Below are 20,130 nucleotides of genomic sequence, written 5' to 3'. Positions count from 1 at the left end.
GGCCCGGACCGGTGACGGTGGACACGGCGCGGTCGCAGGCCGTGGCCTCGTCGCATTCCGGGCGGCGGCCGGCGCTCCACGGGGGTGGGCGGCGGCCGGCGCCCGGGCCGGGACCGGGGGCCGGCGTTGCGCCGTACGGGTGGCGCGGCGGCGGTCCGCTGATCGGCTATGCTGTGCGTGCACATCGAACGGGTGGTCTGCCATCCGTCGTGGTGGGTGTAGCTCAGTTGGTAGAGCACCTGGTTGTGGTCCAGGTGGCCGCGGGTTCGAGTCCCGTCACTCACCCTGGTGGTCCCTGTGGGGCGTACGAGTTCCTCGTACGCCCCACAGGCGTTTCCGCCCCCGGGAGGGGACGCCTCCGGGCGGGTGGGTCAGGCGGGGCGCAGGAACGCCTCGACCTCCGTGGCCAGCGCCACCGGGGTCTCGTGCATCGGGTAGTGGCCGGCGCCCGGGACGACGCGGATCTCGCAGTTCGGGTACCAGACCTGCCAGGTGGCCCGCATCACGTCCGCGGTGAGCGCGAGGTCGTACTGGCCGACGAGGACCAGCACGGGGACGGTGCTGCCCTTGACGGCCGTGGACAGGTCGAGGGTCTGCCAGCTGGCGAGGTAGCCGCCGAAGGCCTCGGGGCGGGAGACGTCCAGGGAGTGCCGGACCATGCGGTCCAGCCAGTGGCGGCTCGCCCGGTTGCCGGTGACCAGGTCGAGGATGGCCAGCCGCTTGGCCGGGTCGTCGGCGGCGCCGTGGAAGAGGGCGTGGGTGGCGTCGTCCATCTCGTACGGCGCGGCCGGCACCGGTGCGAGGCCGACGAGCCGCTCGACCCGTTCGGGCGCGCGGACCAGCACCTGCTGGATCGCCTTGCCGCCCATGGAGTGGCCGACCAGCGAGAAGGTGGCCCAGCCGAGCTCGTCGGCGAGGGCGAGCACGTCGTCGGCGATCTCCGGCAGGGTGTAGCGGCCGGTCTCGTCCTTGCGCAGCCCGTAGCCGCGGTAGTCGGGGAAGGCGTACGTGAAGGTGTCCGGGTCGAGGTAGTCGAGCACGGAACCCCAGTTGGCCGAGGTGCCGAACCAGTCGTGCAGCACGATGACGTGGTTCGGCCCGGTCCCGACGGTCCGGTGGGCGATGGCCATACGGTCTCCTCGCGGTGGAGTGGCGGGGTGCGCGGGCGCACTGACGCCGTATGGTCTGCCCACCGGACCGGGGATCACACCGGGCGGTGCGGTCGCCGCCGGGCCTGGCGGCGGCTGTGCCGGGTGACGTGGAGGCGGGCCACGTCGAGGCGGGTGACGCGGTGGCGTGTCACCCGGTGGCCGGTCACCCGGTGGCGTGTCACGCGGTGGCGATGCCGGGGTCGCTGACGCCGGAGGCGCCGGTCTCCACGTGTCCCGCGAGGCGGCGCAGGAAGGTGCCGTCGCCGTCGGAGACCACCGTCAGGTCGTACCAGCTGCGGCTGGCGCGCAGGTCGATGCTCTGCGTGAGCGTCGCGCCGGCGCGGACGGTGAAGGTCTGCGCAGTGCCGCCGTAGGCGTTGGTGACCGTCAGGTGGACGTCCGCCGCGCCCGCGTTGGTGAAGGTGAGGTCGATGTTGCCGGTGGTGGAGTTGTGGCGGGCGGTGACCTCGGGGCCTGCGGTCTTGCCGGGGTTGCGGAAGCGGCGCAGGAAGCCGTTCGGGCCGTGCACGGTGAGGTCCGTCAGGCCCTTGGAGTACTTGGTGTTCCAGCTGTCCGCGATGGACTTGCCGGCCTCCGCGGTGTACGTCCAGGGGGCGTCGGTGCGGTTGGCGGAGGTCACGTAGAACTGCGCGCCGGCCTGCGCGCCGCCGCTGAAGGTGAGCTGGTACTTGCCGGTGCTCGGGGTGGCCAGGCCGTCCACGTACGGCGCGTACCGGAGCGGGCGGGTGGGCTTCGAGCCGGGCTCCTGCTTCGGCATGGTGCCGACGGCCGGGGCGGGGGCGAGGAAGTCGGGGTGGCGGTCGCGGTCCGGCGGGTAGTAGCCGGCGGTCGGCGGCAGGACCGCGGCGCTGCTGTCCGCGCGGCTGAAGTCGAACGCCGAGGTCAGGTCGCCGCAGACGGCGCGGCGCCAGGGCGAGATGTTGGTCTCCTTCACCCCGAAGCGGCGCTCCATGAACTGCAGGATCGAGGTGTGGTCGAAGGTCTCGGAGCAGGTGTAGCCGCCGGTGCTCCACGGCGAGACGACCAGCATCGGGACGCGGGGGCCGAGGCCGTAGGGGCCGGCGACGTAACCCGTCTTGCCGGGGAAGTAGTCGAGCGCCGTCGGGGCCGTGGACAGGCCCTCGGCCGCGGAGCCGGGGGCGTACGGGGGCACGACGTGGTCGAAGAAGCCGTCGTTCTCGTCGTACGTGATGAACAGCGCGGTACGGGCCCAGACGTCGGGGTTCGAGGTGAGTGCGTCCAGCACCTGCGCGATGTACCAGGCGCCGTAGTTCGAGGGCCAGTTGGAGTGCTCGGAGAAGGCCTCGGGGGCTGCGATCCAGGAGATCTGGGGCAGCCGGCCGGCCTGCACGTCGGCGCGGAGGACGTCGAACAGCCCGTCTCCCGCCTTGGCGTTGGTGCCGGTGCGGGCCTTGTCGTAGAGCGGGTTGCCGGGCTGGGCGTTGCGGTACGTGTTGAAGTACAGCAGGGAGTTGTCGCCGTAGTTGCCGCGGTAGGCGTCGTTGATCCAGCCCCAGCTGCCGGCGGCGTTCAGGCCGTCGCCGATGTCCTGGTAGACCTTCCAGGAGACGCCGGCCTCCTGGAGGCGCTCGGGGTAGGTCTTCCAGCCGTAGCCGGCCTCGGCGTTGTTGAGGACCGGGCCGCCGCCCGTGCCGTCGTTGCCGGTGTACCCGGTCCACATGTAGTAGCGGTTGGGGTCGGTGGAGCCGATGAACGAGCAGTGGTACGCGTCGCAGAGGGTGAACGCGTCGGCCAGCGCGTAGTGGAACGGGATGTCGTTCCGGGTCAGGTACGCCATGGTGGTCGCCGTCTTGGCGGGTACCCACTGGTCGTACTTGCCCTTGTTGAAGGCCTTCTGGCCGCCGGCCCAGTCGTGGTTGAGGCCCTGGAGGAACTCCATGCCGAGGTCCTCGCCCGCCGGGCGGAAGGGCAGGATCTCCTTCCTGCCGTCCGACTGGTTCCAGACGGGCTTGCCGCTGGGCAGGGTCACCGGGCGCGGGTCACCGAAGCCGCGTACGCCCTTCATCGATCCGAAGTAGTGGTCGAAGGAACGATTCTCCTGCATCAGGACCACGATGTGCTCGACGTCCTGGAGCGTACCGGTGGTGCCCTGGGCGGGGATGGACGCGGCCCGGGCGATGCTGTCGGACAGCATGGTCAGCGCGGCGGCGCCACCGGCCATCTGCATGAACCGGCGTCGGTTGAGTTCTGCCATCGGGGTGTCGACCTCTGGGGTGTGAGGGGGAGGCAAGGGGCGCCCCTAGAACAGCGCTCAAGGGGTACCGCCCGGAGACTCCCCCGTGACGCCCCGCGGTACGCCAGGCGAACGCCTCCCCACGTTCACACCGGTCACGGCCGCACCGGGCCGGGTGTGAAACCGGGGGCGGGGGCCGGGTGGTGGGGTGCGCGGGGTCCGGGGCGCGGCGCCGGGGTGGATCACCGGCGGCCTTCGCCGTCTGCCGCGCCGTCCTGCTGCACCCGGAGCATGACGGCGAACGGCCGGCGGTGGGGCCGGAGTTGCCCGGAGAGCGGGTCACGGCCGCCGCCGACGAGCCGATCCCCGGTCGTGCGGCGGACGCCGGACGGCGGCGGACCCGGCCGGCACCGACCGACGCGCCGCCCTCCACCGCCCGCGCCCGCTCAGGCCCCCGCGGGCTCCAGCCGGTGTTCCGAGCCCACGTCCAGCACCTGCACCGTGCGGATGCGGCGGGTGCCGCGCTCCACGGTGAGGCGGACCTCCGAGCCGGTGGAGTAGTAGGTGGGCGCGGGCCCGTCCAGGGCCCAGGCCACCGTGCGGTCGGCCGTGCCCTCGTCGAGGGCGAGCAGGAGCGGGGCCCGCCCGTCGCGCCGGGTCTCCACCCGCAGCACCTCGCCGGTGAGCGTGCGCGGCGCGATCCGGCCCAGGCCGAGCTGGACGACGTACCAGAGGGCCAGCGCCCCGAAGAGCGCGACGACCGCGGTCTCGCCCGGCAGCAGGCCCGGCCGGGCGAAGGCGTCGGCGCCCCAGCCGCGCAGGCTGGCGAAGTTGCCCGGCATCAGCGCGAGGAAGGCGGCCAGCGGGGTCCACTTGCGGAACTTGCCGGCGACCAGCACCGCGAGGACCGCGATGAACACCCAGCCGGCGCTGAGCAGCAGCCCCGGCCGGCGCAGCGAGTGCTCGGCGTCCGGGCCGGTGGTGACCGCCCAGCCGGGCTCGCGCAGCGTGGCGAACAGCCAGAGGCCCACGGCCACGGTCGCGGCGGCCGCGGCGAGCTGGAGCAGCCGCGCGGGCGCGGCGCCGAAGCCGGGCAGCAGCCGCGGGTAGCGGATGCGGACCTCGCGCCAGGTGCCGCCGTACGCGGACCAGACCCGGCGGCGGCTGCCGGTGCCGAAGTCGAGGAGCTGGTTGATGCGGGTGGTGACGCCGAGGGCGGCCCCGTACGACAGGTAGCGGTCCCACACGGCCACGGCCGCGGGCGGCAGCTTCGCGAATTCCTCGTGCGCGTGCAGCCAGGCGCGTACGCCGGCCCAGTGCCCGGCCCGGTCGAGGCCGGCCTCGGTGGCGCGCTCACCGGTGGCCTTGGCGACCAGCCAGGTCAGCGGGCCGATGACCAGGGAGGCCACGGTGATCGCGGGCAGCAGCCGGCCGGTGCTCAGCACGGCCACGGCGTACAGGGCGGTGGGCACCAGGGTGCCCGCCATCAGGACGGCGTTCAGGCCCGGGCCGAACCGGGGCCGGGACAGCCCGAGGCGCCGTGCCTCGGCGACGACCTCCTGCCGCAGGCCGCGGTTCCAGGCGGCGGCGCGCTCGCGGCCCCGGAAGGTGACGGCGCCGAGCGGCGCGCCGTCGGTGCCGGCCCGCTCGGCGACGCGGGCGAGCACCCGGCGCTCGTACGGGCGGAGGTCCTCCGCCGCACCGGCCGCACCCGTACCCCCGGCCCCGGGGACGTGCACGGTGGTGTGCGCGGCCCGGTCGCCGCTCTGCCTCAGTTCGACCAGGCCCCGGTGGGCCAGGTCGAGCAGGGTGGCCTCGGCGGCGTGGTCGACGGAGCGCCAGTGGTTGGCGAGCAGGCTGACGACGGCCGGCGGCTCGGGTGCGTCCCCGAACTCCTGGGTGGCGGGCCCGGTGCGGGGCGCGCCGTTGCGGGTGGCGACCAGCGCGAGGGCGAAGCCCGCGAGCCAGAGCGCCAGGGCGGCGCTGGCCGCCCAGACGAGCTGCTGGGTCCAGGTCATCGGAAGCGCACCTGAACGGCCTCGCGGGCGCCCTCCTCGGCCTCGAAGAACTCGCCCCGGCGGTGTCCGCCGAGGCCGGCGACGAGGTTGCCGGGGAAGCTCTCCTGGGCGGTGTTGTAGCTCTGCACGGCGCTGTTATAGAACTGCCGCGCGTACGCGATCTTGTCTTCGGTGCCGGTGAGTTCGCGCTGGAGCTTGAGGAAGGAGTCGCTGGCGGCGAGCTCCGGGTAGGCCTCGGCGATGGCGAGCAGCCCGCCCAGCTTCGCGGTCAGCACGTTCTCCGCCTGCGCCCGGGCGGCGGTGTCCAGGCCGCCGGCGGTGGCGGCGCCGCGGGCGGCGGTCACCGCCTCCAGGGTGCCGCGCTCGTGCTCGGCGTACCGTGTGACGGTCGCGACCAGGTTCGGGATCAGATCGTGACGGCGCTTGAGCTGCACGTCGATCTGCGCCCACGAGGCGCCCGTCTGGTTCCGCAGCGCGACCAGCCGGTTGTACGTCATGACCAGCCAGACCAGCGCGCCCAGGACAACTACCGCCCCGATCACGCCGACGACACCCATGGTGCCCATCCCCCACCCCGTCCAACTCTTGCGATTACCGTTCGGTACGACCCGCTCGTGCGCAGGTCACCGCGCATCGTAGACCCCCGTACGGCCGAGCGACGAAGGCATATTCGACCTACGCTGGGGCAGAGGGCAGGCAGAGGGCAGGCGCGCGGGACCCGTCTGCCGGACCTGTCGGCAGCACCCGTACGGCCCGTGGCCTGCCTCCGCTGAGAGGAGGCGGTCATGAGAGCGTCTGCACGGCGGTCCGCGATCTTCACGGGAGCGGCGGCACTGCTGCTCACCGCGGCGACGGCGGGCACCGGTTCCGCGGCTCCTTCGAAGGACGAGGACGGGGTGCTCAAGCTCGGTTACGTCCTGCCCGAGACCGGACAGCTGTCCTTCCTCGGCCCGCCGATGATCGAGTCGACGAACTTCGCGATCAAGACGATCAACGACGCGGGCGGTGTGCTCGGCAAGCCGATCCCGGCCGTGGTGTCGGGCGACGAGGCCGGCCAGGAGGCGGTCGCGACCCAGTCGGCCGACCGGGTGCTGGCCGCGGGCGTGGACGCCGTCATCGGCGCCGCCGCCTCCGGCATGTCCCTGTCCTTCATCGACCGGGTGACCGGGGCCGGCGTGGTCCAGTGCTCCGGTTCGAACACCGCGCCCACCTTCACGGACTACGACGACGACGGCTACTACTTCCGTACGGCGCCCAGCGACGCCCTCCAGGGCCCGGTGCTCGCCGAGGTGATCCAGGGCGACGGCCACGAGCGGGTGGCGCTGGTCGCCCGGGCCGACGACTACGGGCGCGGCCTGCTGAAGTCCACCCAGGACGCGCTGAAGGACGGCGGCACGGAGATCGCGCTGGCCGAGACCTACGACCCCAAGGCCACCAACTTCGACCAGGTCGTGCAGAAGGTGAAGAACTCCTCGCCGGACGCCGTCGTGGTGATCTCCTTCGAGGAGGGCACCCAGATCCTCCAGGGCCTGATCGAGGCCGGTCTCGGCCCGTCCGAGAAGGGCGTGTACGGGACCGACGGCCTGCGCAGCGAGGAGCTGCCCAAGCTGGTCTCCCCGTCCGATCCGGGCGCGCTGGCCGGCATGAAGGGCACCGCGCCGGCGTCGGCGGCCAACGAGCAGTACGTGAAGGACCTGAAGGCGTTCGCGCCGGACCTGAAGGTGCTGCAGTTCGCGCCGCAGACCTTCGACTGCGTCACGACCATCGCGCTGGCCGCGGAGAAGGCGAAGTCGGACGACCCGGGGAACTTCGCCAAGGAGATGGTGAACGTCACCCGCGACGGCGAGAAGTGCGACTCGTTCGCCGCCTGCAAGGAGCTGCTGGCGGACGGCAAGGACATCGACTACGACGGCGTGAGCGGCCCGCTGGACTTCACCGACGCCGGTGAGCCGGGCATCGCCACCATCGAGGTCTACTCGTACACCCCGCAGGGCACGCTGCAGACCCTGCGCACCGAGGAGAGCGGCGGGGGTGAGTGACGGACGCGAGGCACGGGCGCGAGGGGCGGGCGCGAGGGGCGGGCGCGAGGGGCGCACCGGCCGGCCGGCGCGTCACGGGCGTCGGCCGGCCCGTCACCGGGCGCGGGCCAGCGTGCCCAGGTACAGCTCGATGACCTTCTCGTCGTGCAGCAGTTCCAGGCCTCCGCCGGTGTAGGCGTTGCGGCCCTGGTCGAGTACGTAGCCGCGGTCGCAGATCTGCAGGCAGCGACGGGCGTTCTGCTCGACCATCAGGACGGCGACGCCCGCATGGTTGATCTCCTTGACGCGTTCGAAGACCTGGTCCTGGTAGAGCGGCGAGAGGCCGGCCGAGGGCTCGTCGAGGAGCAGCACGCCGGGCTCCGTCATCAGCGCGCGGGCCATCGCGAGCATCTGCCGCTCGCCGCCCGACATGGCGCCGGCCTTCTGGCCCCGCCGGGCGGCCAGCACCGGGAAGATCTCCTCGACGGCCTCGGCCCGCTCGGCGAAGGCGGCGGGCCTCAGGTAGACGCCCATCCGGAGGTTCTCCTCGACCGTGAGGGCGGGGAAGACGTTCTGGAGCTGGGGTACGTAGCCCACGCCGCGCCGGACCATCTCGTGGGCCGGCCGGTTGGTGACGTCCTCGCCGTACAGCCGTACCGTCCCGGAGCGCACGCGCAGCAGGCCGAAGACGGTCTTGGCCAGGGTGGACTTGCCGGCGCCGTTGGGGCCGATCACCCCGACCAGCTCACCGTCGCGCACCTCGACGCTGCAGCCGCGCAGCACGTCGACGCCGGGCAGGTAGCCGGCCGTCACGCCGTCGGCGGCCAGCACCGGCGGGGGGCCGTTGGTGGTCATGGCCGGTCTCCTTCCGGGGGGCCGGGGGGTACGTCGTCCCGGGAGCCGGGCGGGGGCCCCTCGTGCGGGTCCGGCGGTTCGTCGTGGCGGCGGCCGAGGTAGGCGTCCACCACGGCGGGGTTGCGGCCGATGGTGGCGGGCGGCCCCTCGGCCACCAGGCGGCCGTCGGCCATCACCGCGACCCAGTCGCTGATGCCCATCACCACGTCCATGTCGTGTTCGACGAAGCACACGGTCGTCCCCTCGTCCCGCAGCCGGGTGACGTGGCCGAGCAGCGACTGGGTCAGCGCCGGGTTGACGCCGGCCATCGGCTCGTCGAGCAGCAGCAGCACCGGGTCCGCCATCAGCGCCCGGGCCATCTCCAGGAGCTTGCGCTGTCCGCCGGAGAGGGTGCCGGCGAGCTCGTCGCGGAGCCGGGTGAGCCTGAACCGTTCCAGCAGTTCGTCGGCGCGCCGGGTACGGGCCCGCTCCTGCGGCCGCCAGAGCGGGGGCAGCAGCGCCGGCAGGAGCCGTTCGCCGCGCTGGCCGCCGGCCGCGAGCAGCACGTTCTCCAGCACGGTGAGGCGGGCGAGGGTGCGGGTGAGCTGGAAGGTGCGGACCAGGCCGAGCCGGGCCACCTGGTGGGCGCGGCGCCCCTGGACGGGCCGCCCGTCGAAGGTCCAGCTGCCGGAGTCGGCCCGGTCGAAGCCGCTGACCACGTTGAAGAGCGTGGACTTGCCGGCGCCGTTCGGCCCGATCAGGGCGGTGATGGTGCCGCGCTGCACCTCCAGGTGGTCGACGCGTACGGCGGTCAGCCCGCCGAAGGAGCGGGTGACCCCGTCCAGGACGAGCAGCGGGTCCGGCTTGGCGGCGCCCGGTTCGGGGCGCACGGCGGAGAGGTCAGCGTTCACCGATCAGCATCTCCTTCCGGCTGCCGAGGATGCCCTGCGGCCGGAACGCGACCAGCAGCATCAGGGCCACTCCCACCAGGGCGAAGCGGACGGCGCCGATCTCGGAGGTGCTGATGACGTCGGGGGACACGTACCCGGCGCCGATGGCCTGCCGCAGCACGCTGTCGAGGAAGGTCAGCACGAACCAGAACAGCACCGAGCCGACCACCGGCCCCAGGATCCGCCCGGCGCCGCCCAGCACGAGCAGCGTGTAGAGGAAGAACGTCACGGCCGGGTCGTAGCTGTCCGGGCTCACCGACTGGACCTGGACGGCCTGGAGCATGCCGGCGACGGCGCCGATCACACCGCCGAGCACCAGGCTGGTCATCTTGTACGCGTAGACGTTCTTGCCGAGACTGCGCAGGGCCGTCTCATCCTCGCGGACACCCCGGATCACCCTGCCCCAGGGGCTGTGCACGAGCAGGGCCATCAGCAGGCCGGTGAGGGCCACCAGGCCCCAGCCGACGATCAGCACCCACAGGTCGCGGGCGCTGAAGGTCACCTTGCCGATGCCGTAGCTGCCCGGGTCGATGGGGCTGAGGTCGTAGAAGTCGCCGGCGAAGCGCTGGAGCCCGTACACGCCGCCGGTGGTCGGCTCGGCCCAGCTCGACCGGTAGAACAGCCGGAGGGTCTCCCCCGCGGCGATGGTGGTGATGGCCAGGTAGTCGGCGCGCAGCCGGAGGGTGGGCAGGCCCAGCAGCAGGGCGAGGACCACGGCCGAGGCCAGGCCCACGAGGACGCCGGCCCACAGGGGGCCGCCCCAGGTGGCGACGGTGATGGCGAGGCCGTAGCCGCCGACGAGCATGAAGCCGACCTGGCCGAAGTTGAGCAGGCCGGTGTAGCCGAAGTGCAGGTTCAGCCCCATCGCGGCGAGCGCGTACACGGCGGCGATGGGGCCGATGCCGGAGCGGATGGCGTCGGAGATCACGACCGACCAGTCCACGGTGCCCACCACCTCCTCATCCGACGCGTTCGGCGCGGCCGAGGATGCCCTGGGGCCGCACGAGGAGGACGACGATCAGGGTCAGCAGCGCCCAGGCGTACTGGAGGTCCGCGGGGAACCACAGGGTGGACACCTGGGCCACGACGCCGATGACGAGGCTGCCGACCATGGCGCCGTAGGCGGAGCCGAGGCCGCCGAGGATGATGCCCGCGAACATCAGCAGCAGCAGTTTGAAGCCCATGTCCCAGGTGACGATCTCGACCAGGCCGAAGAAGACCCCGCCGAGGGCGGCGAGCCCGCCGCCGAGCATCCACACCACGCTCACGACGCGCTTGACGTCGATGCCGGAGGCCTCGGCGAGGTCGCGGTTGTCGGAGACGGCGCGGATGGCGGTGCCGATGCGGGTCTTCTGGAGCAGGGCGGCGACGCCGAGGAGCACGGCCACCGAGAGCAGGGTGACCGTGAGGTCGCGGGGGGTGATGCCGACGGGCCCCAGGTCGTACGCCTCCTGGATATCGTACTGGGCGTAGGAGCCGGGGCGGGTGCCGTAGAAGAGCAGCACCAGGTGGCGCAGGAACAGGGACAGCCCGATGGTGACGATGAACAGGTTGATCAGCCCGGTGCCGCGGGCGCGCAGGGGCCGCCAGATCGTCCGGTCGACGGCGGCGCCGAGGAGGACACCGACGGCCACGGCGGCGAGGGTGGCGGGGACCAGGTGCCAGTGGGGACCGGCCGCGGAGGCGTTCAGGAAGAAGGCCGCGGTGGCGCCGATGGTCACGAACTCGCCGTGCGCGAAGTTGATCAGGTGGATGGTGCCGAAGATCAGGGACAGGCCGACGGCGCAGATGGCGATGATGACCCCGAACTGGATGCCGTCGAGCAGCGCTTGCAGGGCGCGCGCGGCGAAGCCGGGGCCGTGCGGCACCTCCTCGCCCTGCGCGGCCGCGGACCCGGCGGCCGGAACGAGGAGCGTCAGGGCGAGTGCCGGGGGGAACAGCCGCTGGTGGCGCACGGTGCTTCCGGGGGTCTCGGACCGGCCCGGGCGCGGCCGGCCCTGTGCCTTCAGTTTAGGCCGGGTCCCGGGGATCGGGCGGTCGGGCGCAGGGGCCTGAGGTGGCCCGTTTGGAGCAGCGCGGGGTGATCAATAGGATCCGCCGGTGATCACAATGCAACGGTCGGCGGCGGCGCTGCTCAGCACTCTGCTCGCCGCCTTCCTCACCATGGGACTTCAGCCAGGCACGGCGCGCGCGGACGGGCCCGTGGACGGCCCGGCTCCGAAGGTGGAGCTGGTGCTCGACGTGAGCGGCTCGATGCGCGCCCGGGACATCGACGGCGGCACGCGCATGGCCGCGGCGAAGCAGGCGTTCAACGAGGTGCTCGACGCGACCCCGCAGGAGGTCGAGCTGGGCATCAGGACGCTCGGCGCGACGTACCGGGGCAACGACCGGCAGGAGGGCTGCAAGGACACCCAGCAGCTGTACGCGGTCGGCCCGTTGGACCGTACGGAGGCCAAGACGGCGGTGGCGACGCTGGCGCCCACCGGCTGGACCCCGATCGGCCCGGCACTGCTGAAGGCGGCCGAGGACCTGAAGGGCGGTGAGGGCTCCCGCCGGATCGTGCTGATCAGCGACGGCGAGGACACCTGCGCGCCGCTGGACCCGTGCGAGGTGGCCCGGGACATCTCGGCCCGCGGCATCCACATCACCATCGACACCCTCGGCCTGGTGCCGGACGCGAAGACGCAGGCGCAGCTGAGCTGCATCGCGGAGGCGACCGGCGGTACGTACACCTCGGTCCGGCACAAGCAGGAACTGTCCGACCGGGTCGGCCAGTTGGTGGAACGGGCGGCGAAGCCGCAGGTGACGCCGGTGGCCGTGGAGGGCGCGGCGGAGTGCGCGAAGGCGCCCGTGCTGACCTCGGGGATCTACACCGACCGCGAGGAGTTCGGCACCCACCGCTGGTACCGGGTGGAGGTGCGGCCCGGGCAGGAGCTGCGGGCCTCGGTGAGCGTCGGCGCGGACCGCGACGTGGCCCGCGACTACGGGGTGCTGCTGAAGGCCCTGACCGTGCACGGGCGGGAGATCGTGCGCGGGCAGGAGACGGGTGACGGCCGGACGGACGTGCTGTCGACCGGCCTGCGCTACCCGCGACCGGAGGCCGAAGGCGACGACGCGGAGACGTCGGCCGCGGAGACCGTCTGCCTGCGCCTGAGCAACTCCTTCGCGGCGGCTCCGGGCGTGAAGACCACGCCCGGTCTGCCCGTGGAGCTGACGGTGGACGTGGTGGACGGTCCGGACGAGGCCTCGGACGTGGCCGCCTTCGGGCTGGGCCGCGGCTGGTGGCTGCTGGTGACGCTGGTGCTCTTCGGGTTCCTCGGCGGCCTCGTGTGGGGCTGGGTCTCCCGCTGGCGCGTGACGGTCTGGAGGACCAACTGATGTGGATCACACGCCTGGTGGCGTCCGGGGCGACGGTGGCCGCGCTGGCGCTCGGCCCGGTGACGGCGGCCGCGGCGGACGGCACGCCGTCCCCGTCCGCGAGTGAGGGGACGAAGGCCGGCCCGACGGAGGCGGGCACGTCGTTCCGTACCGCCGTGGAGGTCGGGGCCGGGCAGCGGGCCACGGCCCAGGCCTCGGCCGGCGACTACCTGTACTGGTCGTTCGCGGCGGACGCCGGGCAGCGGCCCACGGTCAGGGCCCGGGTCTCGGGCGGCTCGGGTTCGCGCTGGCAGCTGGACGTGTACGACGGCCTGCGCCGCCGGCAGTCCTGCGTGTACGGGGCGGCCGCCCGCACCACGGAGTCCGCGGCCGGCGACACGGAGCTGGCCTGCACGCTGCGCACGGTGCGGGCGTGGGCGGAGCCGTGGGCGAACGACCCGCTGCCCGGCACGTACTACGTCCGGCTGACCGCGGTGGCCCCGACGAAGGCGGACCTCGGTGTGCCCGTGCAGACCGAGGTGCTGGTGACGGCCGCCGAGGCGGGCGGCGCGGCGGCGGTGGACGGCACGCTGGCGGTGCCGCTGGTGCCGGGCATCGCGCAGGAGCCGCCGGCGGGCACCGGGGCCGAGTACCGGATGGCGAAGCTCTTCTCGGACGAGCCGGCCGACGGCTGGGCCTCGGGCTGGTGGACGGACCGCTGGCTCTGGACCGCGGCCGGCGGCGTCCTGGCCGCGGTGGCCGGTGTCTTCGGCTACCGGCTCACCAGGGGCACGGGCCGCCCGTCCCACCTCCCGCCGGCCGCCTGACGCGACCGGCACGACGAACGCCCCGGCCCGACGAACGCCCCCGGCCCACCGCGAACGCGGCGGGCCGGGGGCGTCGGCGTTCCGCGGCGGGAGGCAACCGCGGTCACAGGCCGCAGATAACGTTAGTCAATAACTATAGTTAGCGACTAACATGGATTCATGGTGCTGAACTCGCAGGTCCCGGTCCTCGTCGTAGGCGCCGGCCCCACCGGCCTCGCCCTCGCATGCGCCCTGCGCGCCGCCGGAGTGGAAGCACGCGTCGTGGACAAGTCGGCCGGCCCCGCACGGACTTCCAGGGCCCTGGGTCTGCAACCGCGCGGCGCGGAGGTCCTCGACCGCCTGGGCGCCCTGGCGGACCTCCCCGCGCGGTCCATCCCCATCGGGCAGGTGACCACGTACGTCGACGGACGGCCGGTGGCCCGGCTCGCGGTCGGGCGCCGCACCGCGCTGGTGAAGCGTCCCGGCCTCCTCGTCTCGCAGTCCGAGATCGAGGCGGCCTTGCGGGACCGGCTGGAGGAACTCGGCACGGAGGTCGGGTGGGGCCACGAGGTCACCGGCCTGCACCAGGACCCCCACGGTGTGACCCTGCAGGTCGGCGGCCAGGAGCTGCGCGCAGGATGGGTGGTCGGCTGCGACGGCGCGCACAGCCGCATCCGCAAGGCCGCGGCCATCGGCTTCCCCGGTGTCCCGCTCGTCGAACGCTTCCTCCTCGCCGACGTCCGGGCCGGCCTGCCCCTTCCGCGCGAGGCGGTCTCGGTGTGGCTGAGCGGGGACCGCATGATCGGCGCCTTCCCCCTGCCCGGCGCCGACCTGTGGCGGCTGATGACCCCCGCGACCGCTGCCGAGGACAGCGATGGCGTGCTGGCGAACGTGCGGCGCGCCCTTGAGGAGCAGACCGGCATCGACGCCGCCCTCATCCGGCACGCCGACTGGACGTCCACGTTCCGTATCCAGCGGAGGTTGGCCTCGGCCTACCGCCGCGGCCGGGTCCTCCTCGCCGGCGACGCGGCCCACATCCACAGCCCCTTCGGCGGACAGGGCATGAACACCGGCCTGGGCGACGCAGAGAACCTCGCGTGGAAGCTGGCCCTGGTCTCCTCCGGCCGCGCCGCCTCCCCGCTCCTCGACACCTACGAACGGGAGCGACGGCCGATCGCGCGGGAGGTCCTTGAGTCCACGAGCGCGATGACCCGCATCGTCGTCGGTGGATCGGCACCTGCCCGCTTCCTGCGGGACCGGCTCCTCCTCCCCCTCCTCGACCGCCCTCGCGTGCAACGAATGGTCTGGGAGCAGGCCTCCCAGCTGAAGATCACCTACCGGCACGGACCGCTGGGAATGTCGCGACCGCGAGGGCTCGTCTCCCGCGCCGGCACCGGTGCGGGAGACCGGGTACCCGACGTGCCGGCCCGGCGCGAAGACGGCAGCCCGAGCCGCCTGCACCGCGAACTCGGCGGCACCTGGGCCCTCCTGCAACCCCGCGAACCTCACCCCGGCCTCGCCGCGGCGGTCCGGGCCCACCTGTCGGCCGCCGGAGTCACCCTGCTCACCCACGAAGAGACCGCCGACGACAGCCTCCTCGTACGGCCGGACGGCCACCTCGCATGGCGCGGCACCCGCGCCCGGGACCTCGACCACGCCCTGGCCGCGATCCTGCACCGCGGCCGGGTACGTTGACGGGGCGATGAACACGACCCCCCAGCCCCTGACTCTCCGGGAACGCAAGAAGGCACAGACCCGGCGGGCCATCCAGGACCACGCCCTGCGCCTCTTCCTCACCAAGGGCTACGACAGCACCACCGTCCAGGAGATCGCGAAGGCCGCCGGCATCTCCCACATGACGTTCTTCCGGCACTTCCCGACCAAGGAAGCCGTCGTGGAGAACGACGACTACGACCCCCTCATCGCCACCCTCATCGAGCAGCGGCCCCCGCACGAGGACACCTTCACTGCACTCCGCCACGCCCTCGCCACCGGACTGCAGACCGTCTACGCGCACGACAGGCAGGCCCTGCTGGTCCGCACCCGCCTGATCCTGACCACCCCCGCGCTGCGGGACCGCATGTGGGCCAACCAGTACGGCACCCAGCAGCTCTTCGTCGACGCCCTGCGCCGCCGCCGGCCCGCGGAGAGCCTGCTGGCCACCCGTGTCCGGGCCGCCGCCGCCCTCGCCGCGCTCACCACCACCCTGACGGTGTGGGTCGAGGGCGATGGCGGCGAAGACCTGCCCGCCCTTGTCGACAGCGCCTTCGCGACCCTCCTCGGCCAACCGCGGCCGACCTGCGGAACCGCCTCCGAACCCGGATGAAGCCGCCGGCCGGAGGCACGAGCACGCCGGCAGGCCAGGATGCCGAGCCCAGTGGAAGACACCCTTCCGCCCCATGGCACGCTGGTCCCGCGTCAAGGAGCCGTCATGGACGCAGGAACGATCGGGGGACAGCATGGTGGACCGGGTGGCAGCGCTGGAAAGGCACTTGGCGGGATACACCGACATCCTGCACGGCGCCTGCACGACGGGACGCCGTCTCACCCGTGACGAACTGGAATCCCGCCGGGCCGAGGGCGAACGGGCCGCGGAAGCCGGCCTGCCCCTCCGCGGCCTGATACGAGCCCACCTGTCCGCCGCGCAGCAGGTCGCGCCGTACTCGGGCGCACCGCTGCTGGCCGTGCTGGAACAGGCCGTCGACGCGTTCGTCGAAGGCTACGAGCGGGCCCAGCACCAGGCCGTCCGCCAGGAGGAGGCCGCGCGGCGCGAGTTCATCGACGACCTGCTCTACGGACGCAGCGGTCTCGGCCGGCTTGCAGAGCGCGCCGAACGGTTCGGCCTGCGCCTCTCACAGACGCACGCCGTGGCCGTGGCCGCCGGGCCCGAGCCGTACGGCGACGGCTACCCGGTCGCCCGGAGCATCGAGTCCGCGATGCTGTCCCGATTCGAAGGCCGACAGATCCTGCTCACCACCAAGGACGGCCGGCTCATCTGCGTGGCCCCGGGCGACCAGCCAGACGTACTGGCCTACTTCGCCGAGCGGGCCTACACCGCAACCCACGGCGGTCGAGTCGCCATCGGCCGGACCCACCCCGGCCCCGGCGGCGTCGTCCACTCCTACGAGGAAGCCTTGGCCGCCCTCGACCTCGCCGACCGGATGGACCTGCCCGGACCGGTACTCCGCGCCGCCGACCTCCTGGTCTTCCCCGTCCTGATGCGCGACCGGCAGGCCATGACGGACCTCGTGGAGACCGTCCTGGGCCCGCTGCGCACGGCACGCGGCGGCCCCCGGCCTCTGCTGGAGACGCTGACGGCGTACTTCGACAGCGGCTGCGTGGCCACCGAGGCGGCCCGCCGGCTCTCGCTGAGCGTGCGCGCACTGGCGTACCGGCTCGAACGCATCCACGCCCTCACCACCACCGACCCGGCAGACCCCCTGAACCGCTACACCCTGCAGACCGCCACGATCGGCGCCCGGCTGCTGGGGTGGCCGAACGCCGGAGACTGACCGTGTGAACGCGGGTCGGCGGGGTCAGGCGCTCCTTCCCGAGCCGTTCGCTTCGGCGGCGCGCTGGTAGATGTCGGGGATGCCGTCGGCGTCCGCGTCCAGGGTCTCCTCCTCGTAGAGGTGCCTGTAGACCGTGTTGCGGCGGCGCAGGAAGAGCGCGGCGAGGGTGGCGGCGGTGACGGAGGCGATGAGGACGGCGGCCTTGATCTGTTCGGTGACGGCCTGGCCGGGGAAGGCGAGTTCGCCGATGAGGAGGGCGACGGTGAAGCCGATGCCGGCGAGGACGGCGAGGCCGAGGACGTCGGCCCAGGCGAGGTCGGGGTTGAGGCGGGCGCGGGTGTAGCGGGCGGCGAGGTAGGTGCCGCCGAACACGCCGAGGATCTTCCCGGCGACCAGGCCGACGACGACGCCCAGCGGCTCGGGCCGGGTGAACACGTCCGCGAGGGCGCCGGCCGAGACGGTGACGCCGGCGGCGAAGAGTGCGAAGAGGGGGACGGCCACCCCGGCGGAGAAGGGGTGGACGAGGTGGGAGACCCGGGCGCCGGGGGAGGCTTCCTCGCCCTTGTCGAGGGTGGTGCGCAGGATCAGGCCCATGGCGACGCCGGCGACGGTGGCGTGGACGCCGCTGTTGTACATCAGGGCCCAGATGGCGAGGCCGAGCGGGACGTACCACCACCAGCCGCGGACCCGGAAGCGCTGGAGGGCGTAGAAGAGGGCGAGTCCGGCGAAGGCGCCGCCGAGGGCCCAGAAGTTGAGGTCGCTGGTGAAGAAGATCGCAATGATGAGGATGGCGCCGAGGTCGTCGACGACGGCGAGGGTGAGGAGGAAGGCGCGCAGGGCGGCCGGCAGGTGGGTGCTGATCACGGCGAGGACTGCGAGGGCGAAGGCGATGTCGGTGGCCATGGGCACGGCCCAGCCGTCGAGGCTGCCGCCGCCGAGGCCGGCGGTCAGCGCGTAGAGGGCGGCGGGGACGGCCATGCCGCACAGGGCGGCGACGACGGGCAGCGCGGCGGTGGCGGGGGTGCGCAGTTCGCCGACGACGAGTTCTCGTTTGAGTTCGATGCCCGCGACGAGGAAGAAGACGGCCAGGAGGCCGTCGGCGGTCCAGTGGCCGACGGAGAGGTCCAGGCCGAGGGCGGGTATGCCGAAGTGGAAGTCGCGTATCTGCTCGTACGTGTCGCTGAACGGGCTGTTCGCCCAGACGAGGGCGATGACCGCGGCGGCCAGGAGTACGAGGCCGCCGATGGTCTCGGTGCGCAGGGCCTCGGCGATGGCGCGGCGTTCGGGCCAGGGCAGCAGGCCCAGGAACGGGGAGCGGTCGGGCGGCGGGGCAGCGGTCATGGCGGGGCAACCTCCGGGGCGTCGGCGGCATTGCGGGCACACGGCCCCAAGGACGCCGACCAGACTTCCCGGCACACCCCACGTCCGCCTGCTGGTGCAGCGAGCGTTTTTTTGACGCGTTCTTTACACCCTATCGGGGGGCGTGGGATGTCGCCAGGGGGCTTTGACGTGCGGTGATGATGTTCGGGACACGGGAGAGGGCCCGTACCCACCCAAAGGCGCGAGGGTGGGTACGAGCCCTCAAGGAGCCGGGCCGCCGGGGGGACGGTCAGACGGTGGTCTTCACCGGCTCCTGGTCTTCGTCCTCGTCGGCGTCCGTGTCGAGGCCGGCGTCGCGGCGGCGGACGAAGTCGAGGAAGTTGTTCAGCTCCCGCTTGACGACGGGGGCCAGCAGGTAGAGGCCGATGATGTTGATGACGGCGAGCATGAAGAGCACCGCGTCGGCCATGTCGATCAGGGTCGGCAGGGTCAGCAGGGAGCCGGCCACGGCGACGAGGGTGTACATGACCTTGAAGGTGACCTCGCTGGCCTTGCTGCGGCCGAACAGGTGCGTCCAGGCCTTCATGCAGTAGTAGCCCCAGGTCAGCACCGTGGAGATGGCGAACAGCATGACCGCGATGGTCAGGATGTACGGGAACCAGGGCAGGACGGTGGCGAAGGCGTCGGAGGTGATCGTCACGCCGCCGATGGAGTCGCCGCCCTTGCGGACCTCGGCGTAGCTGGCCGGGTTGGCGATCACGATCGTCAGCGCGGTCATGGTGCAGATGATCACGGTGTCGATGAACGGCTCCAGCAGGGCGACCAGGCCCTCACTGGCGGGGTGCTTGGTCTTGACCGCGGAGTGGGCGATCGGGGCGGAGCCGAGACCTGCCTCGTTGGAGAACGCGGCCCGCTTGAAGCCGATGATCAGCGCGCCCAGGACACCACCGGCGACGCCCTGCGGATTGAAGGCGCCCTCGATGATCGTGGAGATCGCGGACGGCACCGCGGAGACGTTGACGGCGATGACGACGAGGCAGGCGGCGATGTAGATGCCGGCCATGGCGGGGACGAGCTTGCTGGTGACGGAGGCGATGGAGCGGATGCCGCCGAGCAGCACGATGCCGACCAGGGCGGCGATCAGGATGCCGAAGAACAGCGCGCCGGCCGAGGAGCCGAGCATGCCGGACTCGCCGCCGGTGACGGAGACCAGCTGGGCGTAGGACTGGTTGACCTGGAAGAGGTTGCCGCCGAAGAGGCCGAAGAACAGCACGAACGCGGAGGCCAGGACGGCCAGGACCTTGCCGAGGGTCTTACCGCGGGCGCCGAAGCGCTCGGTGAGGCCCTTGGGCAGGTAGTGCATCGGGCCGCCGGAGACGGATCCGTCGGCGTGCACCTCGCGGTACTTCACACCGAGGGTCACCTCGACGAACTTCGTGGCCATGCCGAGCAGGCCGCAGAGGATCATCCAGAAGTCGCGCCGGGGCCGCCGATGGACACGGCGACCGCGACACCGGCGATGTTGCCCAGGCCGACGGTGCCGGAGACGGCGGCGGTCAGCGCCTGGAAGTGGTTGACCTCGCCGGCCGACCCCTTCTCGTCGTACTTGCCGCGCACGACGTTCACCGCGAGCTTGAACTTGCGTATCTGCACGCCCCCGAACCAGGCGGTGAAGACCAGACCGGCGACGACCAGCCAGGCGACGATCAACGGGAGTTGCGTGCCGCCCACGGGGACGGAGTAGAAGACGACCTCGCCGAGCCAGGTGGCGATGGGCTCGAAGAATCCGCTGACCGCCTCGTCGACGGAGGTGGTGAAGGAGTCGAGTGACATGTGGCAAAACCTCGATGCGCAGACCGGTCCCGTGCGGAGGGCCGGTGTGAAAGTGCGGGCTTTGAGCGAACGCCGTTGTCCGATCGGCGACCCGGGGCGCCACCGGTTCCGCGGAC

15 protein-coding genes, 1 tRNA gene and 1 pseudogene are annotated in these 20,130 nt (G+C 72.7%); 7 read left to right on the top strand and 10 right to left on the bottom strand.

Translation table 11 applies throughout. The features are described 5' to 3' along the window. Positions 1-212 precede the first annotated feature (212 nt). Positions 213-285: transfer RNA gene (locus ACIF6F_RS28105), tRNA-His, on the top strand. Between the two features lie 86 nt (positions 286-371). Here ACIF6F_RS28105 and ACIF6F_RS28100 read toward each other — a convergent pair. The 4 genes from ACIF6F_RS28100 to ACIF6F_RS28085 all read right to left on the bottom strand — a co-directional run bounded on the left by ACIF6F_RS28100 (position 372) and on the right by ACIF6F_RS28085 (position 5,950). Then, the gene (locus tag ACIF6F_RS28100; protein WP_399952496.1) at positions 372-1,130 is read right to left on the bottom strand and encodes an alpha/beta fold hydrolase; all 759 of its coding nucleotides are present in this window, start codon (positions 1,128-1,130) and stop codon (positions 372-374) included. 199 nt (positions 1,131-1,329) lie between these two features. Continuing rightward, positions 1,330-3,387 carry a phosphocholine-specific phospholipase C gene (locus ACIF6F_RS28095; protein WP_399952493.1) on the bottom strand — a complete coding sequence of 686 codons (2,058 nt, stop codon included), beginning with the start codon at positions 3,385-3,387 and terminating at the stop codon, positions 1,330-1,332. A gap of 425 nt (positions 3,388-3,812) precedes the next feature. Further along, positions 3,813-5,384: a DUF2207 family protein gene (locus tag ACIF6F_RS28090; protein ID WP_399952490.1), complete on the bottom strand. Its 1,572-nt coding sequence runs from the start codon at positions 5,382-5,384 to the stop codon at positions 3,813-3,815. After that, positions 5,381-5,950 (bottom strand): LemA family protein, encoded by a 570-nt coding sequence (locus tag ACIF6F_RS28085; protein ID WP_399952487.1) that lies wholly within the window; start codon positions 5,948-5,950, stop codon positions 5,381-5,383. Before ACIF6F_RS28085 ends, ACIF6F_RS28090 begins: the two co-directional genes overlap by 4 nt. Before the next feature lie 219 nt (positions 5,951-6,169). Here ACIF6F_RS28085 and ACIF6F_RS28080 point away from each other — a divergent pair, with 219 nt between their 5' ends. Then, on the top strand, positions 6,170-7,423 hold the full coding sequence (locus ACIF6F_RS28080) for an ABC transporter substrate-binding protein (RefSeq protein ID WP_399952482.1): 1,254 nt from the start codon (positions 6,170-6,172) through the stop codon (positions 7,421-7,423). Positions 7,424-7,516: 93 nt separating this feature from the next. On the opposite strand, the gene ACIF6F_RS28075 is transcribed toward ACIF6F_RS28080, so the two are convergent. Genes ACIF6F_RS28075 through ACIF6F_RS28060 form a run of 4 tightly spaced genes read right to left on the bottom strand, consistent with a single transcriptional unit; the run spans position 7,517 to position 11,141 of the window. Beyond that, the gene (locus ACIF6F_RS28075; RefSeq protein WP_399952479.1) at positions 7,517-8,257 is read right to left on the bottom strand and encodes an ABC transporter ATP-binding protein; all 741 of its coding nucleotides are present in this window, start codon (positions 8,255-8,257) and stop codon (positions 7,517-7,519) included. Then, on the bottom strand, positions 8,254-9,147 hold the full coding sequence (locus ACIF6F_RS28070) for an ABC transporter ATP-binding protein (RefSeq protein ID WP_399952477.1): 894 nt from the start codon (positions 9,145-9,147) through the stop codon (positions 8,254-8,256). Before ACIF6F_RS28070 ends, ACIF6F_RS28075 begins: the two co-directional genes overlap by 4 nt. Beyond that, positions 9,137-10,141, bottom strand: a complete 1,005-nt coding sequence (locus ACIF6F_RS28065) for a branched-chain amino acid ABC transporter permease (protein ID WP_399952474.1) — start codon at positions 10,139-10,141, stop codon at positions 9,137-9,139. Before ACIF6F_RS28065 ends, ACIF6F_RS28070 begins: the two co-directional genes overlap by 11 nt. Positions 10,142-10,145: 4 nt before the next feature. Then, positions 10,146-11,141: a branched-chain amino acid ABC transporter permease gene (locus ACIF6F_RS28060; RefSeq protein WP_399952471.1), complete on the bottom strand. Its 996-nt coding sequence runs from the start codon at positions 11,139-11,141 to the stop codon at positions 10,146-10,148. Positions 11,142-11,286: 145 nt separating this feature from the next. Here ACIF6F_RS28060 and ACIF6F_RS28055 point away from each other — a divergent pair, with 145 nt between their 5' ends. The 5 genes from ACIF6F_RS28055 (at position 11,287) to ACIF6F_RS28035 (ending at position 16,861) form a co-directional block, all read left to right on the top strand. Further along, positions 11,287-12,564, top strand: coding sequence for a VWA domain-containing protein (locus tag ACIF6F_RS28055; RefSeq protein ID WP_399952468.1), 1,278 nt, complete (start codon positions 11,287-11,289; stop codon positions 12,562-12,564). Further along, positions 12,564-13,370: a hypothetical protein gene (locus tag ACIF6F_RS28050; RefSeq protein WP_399952465.1), complete on the top strand. Its 807-nt coding sequence runs from the start codon at positions 12,564-12,566 to the stop codon at positions 13,368-13,370. Before ACIF6F_RS28055 ends, ACIF6F_RS28050 begins: the two co-directional genes overlap by 1 nt. Positions 13,371-13,529: 159 nt before the next feature. After that, positions 13,530-15,044, top strand: a complete 1,515-nt coding sequence (locus ACIF6F_RS28045) for an FAD-dependent monooxygenase (RefSeq protein ID WP_399952462.1) — start codon at positions 13,530-13,532, stop codon at positions 15,042-15,044. A 7-nt stretch (positions 15,045-15,051) separates the two neighbouring features. Beyond that, positions 15,052-15,675: a TetR/AcrR family transcriptional regulator gene (locus ACIF6F_RS28040; RefSeq protein WP_399952459.1), complete on the top strand. Its 624-nt coding sequence runs from the start codon at positions 15,052-15,054 to the stop codon at positions 15,673-15,675. 133 nt (positions 15,676-15,808) lie between these two features. Further along, positions 15,809-16,861, top strand: a complete 1,053-nt coding sequence (locus ACIF6F_RS28035) for a PucR family transcriptional regulator (RefSeq protein WP_399952586.1) — start codon at positions 15,809-15,811, stop codon at positions 16,859-16,861. A gap of 24 nt (positions 16,862-16,885) precedes the next feature. Here the strand turns inward: ACIF6F_RS28035 and nhaA are convergent, their stop codons facing one another. After that, positions 16,886-18,202, bottom strand: a complete 1,317-nt coding sequence (nhaA, locus tag ACIF6F_RS28030) for a Na+/H+ antiporter NhaA (RefSeq protein ID WP_399952456.1) — start codon at positions 18,200-18,202, stop codon at positions 16,886-16,888. Between the two features lie 268 nt (positions 18,203-18,470). After that, positions 18,471-20,014, bottom strand: a pseudogene (locus ACIF6F_RS28025) (alanine/glycine:cation symporter family protein). Positions 20,015-20,130 lie beyond the last annotated feature (116 nt).

It is taken from the genome of Streptomyces sp. NPDC086023 (assembly GCF_044540325.1).
Taxonomy (GTDB): Bacteria; Actinomycetota; Actinomycetes; order Streptomycetales; family Streptomycetaceae; genus Streptomyces.
This window is presented reverse-complemented; position numbering and strand designations above follow the sequence as displayed.